The 5,636-nt window shown below is 69.8% G+C and carries 8 protein-coding genes and 1 riboswitch; of the genes, 2 read left to right on the top strand and 6 right to left on the bottom strand.

What is annotated here, in order from left to right; genetic code table 11:
- Nucleotides 1-97 precede the first annotated feature (97 nt).
- Both LQV45_RS16405 and LQV45_RS16400 read right to left on the bottom strand, forming a co-directional pair.
- Complete coding sequence (locus LQV45_RS16405) at nucleotides 98-1,756, bottom strand: ABC transporter ATP-binding protein (protein ID WP_230007942.1); 1,659 nt, start codon at nucleotides 1,754-1,756, stop codon at nucleotides 98-100.
- A 28-nt stretch (nucleotides 1,757-1,784) separates the two neighbouring features.
- Nucleotides 1,785-2,432: an ECF transporter S component gene (locus LQV45_RS16400; protein ID WP_028275391.1), complete on the bottom strand. Its 648-nt coding sequence runs from the start codon at nucleotides 2,430-2,432 to the stop codon at nucleotides 1,785-1,787.
- Nucleotides 2,433-2,498: 66 nt separating this feature from the next.
- Nucleotides 2,499-2,642, bottom strand: a riboswitch (TPP riboswitch).
- Between the two features lie 187 nt (nucleotides 2,643-2,829).
- Between LQV45_RS16400 and LQV45_RS16395 the strand changes: the two genes are divergently transcribed.
- Both LQV45_RS16395 and LQV45_RS16390 read left to right on the top strand, forming a co-directional pair.
- Complete coding sequence (locus LQV45_RS16395; protein ID WP_230007941.1) at nucleotides 2,830-3,375, top strand: heme-degrading domain-containing protein; 546 nt, start codon at nucleotides 2,830-2,832, stop codon at nucleotides 3,373-3,375.
- Between the two features lie 39 nt (nucleotides 3,376-3,414).
- Nucleotides 3,415-3,678 (top strand): DUF4235 domain-containing protein, encoded by a 264-nt coding sequence (locus LQV45_RS16390; RefSeq protein ID WP_223915203.1) that lies wholly within the window; start codon nucleotides 3,415-3,417, stop codon nucleotides 3,676-3,678.
- Between the two features lie 86 nt (nucleotides 3,679-3,764).
- On the opposite strand, the gene mnhG is transcribed toward LQV45_RS16390, so the two are convergent.
- The 4 genes from mnhG to LQV45_RS16370 form a co-directional block, all read right to left on the bottom strand.
- A complete protein-coding gene (gene mnhG / locus LQV45_RS16385) occupies nucleotides 3,765-4,112 on the bottom strand; it encodes a monovalent cation/H(+) antiporter subunit G (RefSeq protein WP_230007943.1) in 348 nt (115 codons plus the stop codon).
- 31 nt (nucleotides 4,113-4,143) lie between these two features.
- Complete coding sequence (locus LQV45_RS16380; RefSeq protein WP_018774043.1) at nucleotides 4,144-4,422, bottom strand: monovalent cation/H+ antiporter complex subunit F; 279 nt, start codon at nucleotides 4,420-4,422, stop codon at nucleotides 4,144-4,146.
- Nucleotides 4,419-4,931 carry a Na+/H+ antiporter subunit E gene (locus LQV45_RS16375; RefSeq protein ID WP_230007940.1) on the bottom strand — a complete coding sequence of 171 codons (513 nt, stop codon included), beginning with the start codon at nucleotides 4,929-4,931 and terminating at the stop codon, nucleotides 4,419-4,421. Before LQV45_RS16375 ends, LQV45_RS16380 begins: the two co-directional genes overlap by 4 nt.
- A partial coding sequence (locus LQV45_RS16370; RefSeq protein WP_290370259.1) for a proton-conducting transporter membrane subunit occupies nucleotides 4,928-5,636 on the bottom strand: 709 nt, incomplete at its 5' end. The genes LQV45_RS16370 and LQV45_RS16375, both read right to left, overlap by 4 nt.

The following is a 5,636-nucleotide window of genomic DNA, read 5'->3' as shown; positions in this document are numbered from 1 at the left end:
GGTCAGCAGCGCGTGATTGCCGCGCAGGCTCAGGGCGTCCCTCATGGCGAGGCCCCCTCCGGCAGCGCATGGTTGCCGCGCAGGCTCAGCGCGTCCCTCATGGCGAGGCCCCCTCCGGCAGCTCGAGATCCGGGCCGGGAGCGTCCGCGGCGGCGGTTTCCCGTGGCCGGAGGCGGAGTTCGGCGCCGCCGAGGACGGCGCTGAATTCGGCGTCGTGCGTCACGGACACGACGGCGGTGCCGGCGTCGAGGAGCTCGGAGAGGAACGAGGCGAGTTCGGCCCAGGTATTGGCATCCTGGCCGAAGGTGGGCTCGTCCAGGACCAGCACCTGGGGGTGCGCCGCCAGCACAGTGGCCACCGAAAGTCGCCGCTTCTCGCCGCCGGAGAGCGTGTAGGGGTTGGCGTCCACAAGCTCCGTCAGCCGCAGCCGCTCCAGCAGTTCGTCCACGCGGTCTTCGCCGTAGCCGAGGTGGCGCGGGCCGAACATGAGCTCGTCGAGGACCTTGCCGGTAGCGAACTGGTGCTCGGGTTCCTGGAAGACGGTTCCGATCCTGGCGATCAGCTGCTGGGCCTTCCACCGGTAGGGATCGGGTCCGGCGCCGTCGCGTACGCGGCCACTGGAGCGACCGCTGGAGTGACCGGTGGCCGGGCTGCTCAGCTCCGCCGTGGCCGAGACTGTTCCCGCGACGGGCCGCAGGAGACCGGCCAGCGTCAGCGCCAGGGTGGACTTCCCTGTGCCGTTCTGTCCGGTGATGGTCAGCGCCTCGCCGGCGCGGACCCGGACCGAGACCCCGGACTGGACCGGACGCGGCGCGATGGTGCGGAAGCCGTCGCGCAGCCCGGCCCGCCGCGGCCGTTCGCGGGACACCGCGAGCGCGTCGGCCGCGAGCAGAGTCTGTCCCGCGCCCCGCGCCGGTGTCCGCATCCGCGTCGCCGGGACGTAGCCCGGCACCCAGACGCCCGCACCGATGAGCATGTCCCGCGCCTCGGCCAGGACCCGGTCCGGCGGTCCGTCAATCAAGACCGCGGAGTCCGTGGCGGCCCCTGGCTGCAGCACCACGATCCTGTCCACCAGGTCTTTCCAGACCCCCACCCGGTGCTCCACGACCACCAGCGTGGCGCCTGTCTTGTCCAGGCAGCGGCCCACAGCGTCGCGGACCTCCAGGACGCCCGCGGGGTCGAGGTTGGCGGTCGGCTCGTCGAGCAGCAGCAGCCCTGGCCGCATCGCGAGGATCCCGGCGAGCGCGAGCCGTTGCTTTTGGCCGCCGGAGAGGGCCGCCGTCGGGTGGTCCAGCGGCAGCTGTCCCAGCCCGACGTCGTCGAGGGCCTCGTGCACCCGCGGCCAGATCTCCGCCGCCGGGACGGCGAGGTTCTCCGCCCCGAAGGCGACGTCGTCGCCGAGGCGGGAGAGCACCACCTGCGTTTCCGGGTCCTGCTGCACCAGCCCGGCGCGGCCGCGCTGCGCCCGTGGCGCGGCACCGTCGATCAGGAGGCTGCCGGTCTCGTCTGCATCTTCGGCGTCGCCGGAGTCGCCGGAGTCCCCGGAGTCGCCGGCCGCGCCGTCGCCCAGAACGCCGGCCAGGGCGTGGAGCAGCGTCGACTTGCCGGCGCCGGAGGGCCCCAGCAGGAGCACGCGCTCCCCCGGCTGGATGTCCAGGTCAAGGCCGCTGACGGCGGGCCTGGTTCGTCCGGCATGCCGCCAGCCCCAGCCGCGGGCCGTGACGGCGGCCGGCCGGACGCCCGGTGAAGATCTCATGATTCTCTGCAGGATTCAGCGACGGGGCTCAGGAGAAGACGGGCTCCGTGGCGGCCTTGCGGGAGGCAAAGGAGCCCAGCACTCCGGTTTTCGCCAGGCCGCGGGTGGCGAGCCAGGCCAGTCCGCCGGCAATCACTGCGCCGGAGATCGTGGTGAAGACGATGTAGGCGAGCTTGTCGCCGGCTTCGTAGGCGATGTTCCAGCCCCACGGCAGGAAGGAATCGTTCAGGCCGCAGAAGAGGCCCGCGCCGGCGCCGGCCAGCACGGAGACGGGCAGGTTGAACTTCTTGTAGAGGAAGGCCGCGAAGACCAGTTCGGCGCCGAGGCCCTGCAGGATGCCGGAGATCAGCACCGTGGTGCCGTACTGCGAACCCATGATGAGCTCGCCGGTGGCCGCGACGGTTTCGCAGAAGAGCGCGGCGCCCGGCTTGCGGATGATGAGCATGCCCAGCACTGCCGGGATCATCCAGCCGCCGGCGTAGAGTCCGCTCAACGGCGGGTAGACCGCGTTGACCGGAGTCGAGATCAGGTTCGCGCCCTGGGACCAGGCCCAGAAAATGACGCCGCCGGCAACGGCGATCAACGCGGCCACCACAATGTCCACCACGCGCCAGCTGTAGTTGCGCCGGGCGGATGAACGGCTGGCGGAACCATGCTGTGCTGAAATATCTGTCATGTCGTCCTCCTGAGGAACAGGAGGGGAGGGTGCGCCGGCCGGTCTCGGCTTCCGCCGCCCTCCGCGCATCCTGAGAACTCGACTCCCTTGCGCCGGTACTAACCGGATCAGGTTCGAGGGTCTGCGGCTGTCCGCACTCTCAGCGCCCACCAAAGGTTTCCCCGGATTGTTCCGGCGATGCCCGACGGCGGCGCTCCCCTGTCGTAATTATTTTCGCCCTTGTGGGCTGGCTCAGTTTACACCCGGACGGCCGGGATTTCAGTGGTGTGCCGTCACAATCGTGGACCGGACGGCGGCAGTCCCGGCGGCCCGGAAAACCCTCTTGGTAGAGTCGTCGTGCCGGACCCCCGGACCCGCCAGCGGGCGGCCTCGTCACCCACCGGAAAGCTGGAATATTTTGTCGCACACACCGGTCACCCAAGATCCCTCCGGGGAATACGATCCCGACTCCAATGAGCCGCAGCCGCGGGGTTCCCTGGCGGCGCTCATTGGCCGCGTGCTGGCCGAGATAGAGGCGCTCCAGTTCGCGTCGTTCAGCAAGGATGACGCCCTGGACCTCGGGCTCCTCCTTGTCGAGCTGGGCAGGCAACGCTCGCTGCCCATCGCCGTCGACATCACCAAAGGCGAGCAGGTGCTCTTCCACGCCGCGCTGGACGGCGCCACACCGGACAATGAGCGCTGGATCAACGCCAAAAAGCGCGCCGCCATGCGGTACGAGGTCCCGTCCCTGCTGGTGGGCCTCCGGGCCCGCGCTGCCGGCGGAAGGATCGAGGACAACGCCTGGTGGGATCAGTCGGAGTTCGCCGCCCACGGCGGGGCGTTTCCCATTTACGTGCGCGGCACGGGCGCCGTCGCCGTCGTCACCGTCTCCGGCCTGCCCCAGAAGGCGGATCACGAACTCGTGGTCGAGGCCCTGCGGATGGTCCTCACCCCGGAACGCTAGGCTAGGGGAAAACCGTTCCCGTCCCAAGGAGACCGAAGAATGAACATCCTCATCAAGCTGCTCGGCACCGGCGTCAGCCTCCTGGCCGGCTTTGCCGGCACCAAGCTGGTGGACACCATGTGGGAAAAGTCCACGGGCAACAAGCCGCCCAAGGGCCAGGAGGACGACGTTCCCACCACCCTGCGCTCGGCCCTGACGTTCGCCCTGATCTCCGCCTCGGTCAGCGCCATCATCCAGGTGCTCGCCAACCGCGGCACCCAGCGCGCGATCACCCGCTTCGCCAAGACCCAGGACGTCGTCTGACCTGACGCGACTGGCCGCGGCGCCCGCCGCGGCAGTCGAAGGCCCCGGCCGCGTCCGCCGACGTGCCGGCCGGGCCGGACGGGGGCTCAGCGGTCGTCGTCGTCCGCTCCGTGCGTGGCCGCCTGCTGGGCGGCCTTCTGGACTACCACCTCGAGCTCGTCGGAGCTCAGCAGCTCCGGGTGCAGGTGCTTGGTCCGGTAGCCGGCCCGACCCACCATGTGAGCGGACACGGGGACGGTGAGCAGCTGGAAGAGCCAGGCCACCAGCAGGACGGGCCACACCGACCAGGTGCGCATCTGCAGGCCGAGGGCCGCCAGCAGCAGGAACAGGCCGAGGACCTGCGGTTTGGTGGCCGCGTGCATCCTGCTCATGAGGTCCGGGAATCGCAGCAGCCCGATGGCGGCCGCGAGGGACATCAGGGCTCCGGTCACCATGAACACGGCGGAGACGGCGTCGATCACTGTGTCAGGATTCACGGACGCCCTCCCGCCTGTCGGCCACGAACCGGGCCACGGTGACCGAGCCGACGAATCCGATCAGGGAAATCGCAACGAGCAGCATCAGGTTGTTCAGGTGCCGGTTGGCGGCCATGTCGATGCACAGGGCCGCGCCGAAGATGGCCAGCAGCACGTCGGCGGCCAGAACCCGGTCCAGCAGCGAGGGCCCCCGCGCGATCCGGACGATCGCCCCCGCGGCGGCCAGGGACAGTACGACGGCGGTCACCGTCAGGACGGTCTGCATCATGCGGCGGTCTCCTGTGTCAGGGCGGAAAGTTCGGCTTTGGTCCCCATGATCCGGATCAGCCCGGCCTCGGTGTCCCGGACCTCTTTGCGCAGCTTGGCCGCGTCCTCGGCATTGCGGACGTTGATGCCGTGGATGTAGAGGGACCCGGGAATCAGCGAGATCACGTGCCCGGTGGCCGTGACCAGGAGGTCCGAATGGCTTCGGAGCGGCACGGCTACGACTGCGCTGACCACGTTGGGGCCGCGGACCACGGCCAGGTACAGGACCTGGAAGCTTGCCGCGACGACTTTTCCGAGGAAGATGAGGGCGAACGGCACGGCGCGGAGCACGTTGAAGCGGCCGCCGAGTTCCACCGGGGGCAGATAGAAAATGCGCGCCACGAGCACCGCGATGAGGGCGCCGAAGAGGAGATTGCCCGGGCTGAAGTTCTGCCAGAGCGCGCCCCAGACAAAGACGAGCCAGACCAGCAGCGGCAGTTCCTGGCGCAGCGAGATCCTTTTCCGGTTCATTTTCCGCCGCCCTCCCGGACCTGCACCGGGTGGAGCGACGGGGGCACCGGCGGCACGGGCGCGTCCGGGCCGAGCACGGCCTGGATGTAGGAGGTCCGGTCCAGCATCTCCTGGGCGGACTGGTCGGCCACCCTGAACAGCGGCCCGGCAAAGACCGTCAGGGCCACGCCAAAGACCACCAGGCCCAGGGTGGAGCCCACCATGGTGCGGGGCAGCAGGGTCACATTCGTCTTGCCGGCCCGGTCACCCGTGGCGGAGTCGGCCGGCGCTGCCAGGAGCACCGGATCGGGGTGTTCGGCGTCCCCGGGCTTGCGCCAGAACGCCCGGTTCCAGACCCTCGCGATCGCCAGCAGGGTCAGCAGGCTCGTCAGCACGCCGCCGATCACCAGGGCGTAGGCCAGCGGCGTCCCCAGTTCCACGCCTGCCTGAAGCAGCCCCAGCTTGCCCAGGAAACCCGAGAACGGCGGGATTCCGGCGAGGTTCATGGCGGGAATGAAGAACAGGACCCCCAAGACCGGGGAGAGCTTGGCCAGTCCCGCCACGCGGTCCATGGACGAGCTGCCGCCACGGCGTTCAATCAGGCCGGTCACCAGGAACAGGCTGGTCTGGACAGTGATGTGGTGGGCCACGTAGAACACCGCGGCGCCCAGACCGGCCACGGTGGACATGGCCAGGCCGAACACCATGTAGCCAATATGGCTGACC

It is taken from the genome of Microbacterium sp. Bi128 (assembly GCF_918698205.1).
This window is presented reverse-complemented; position numbering and strand designations above follow the sequence as displayed.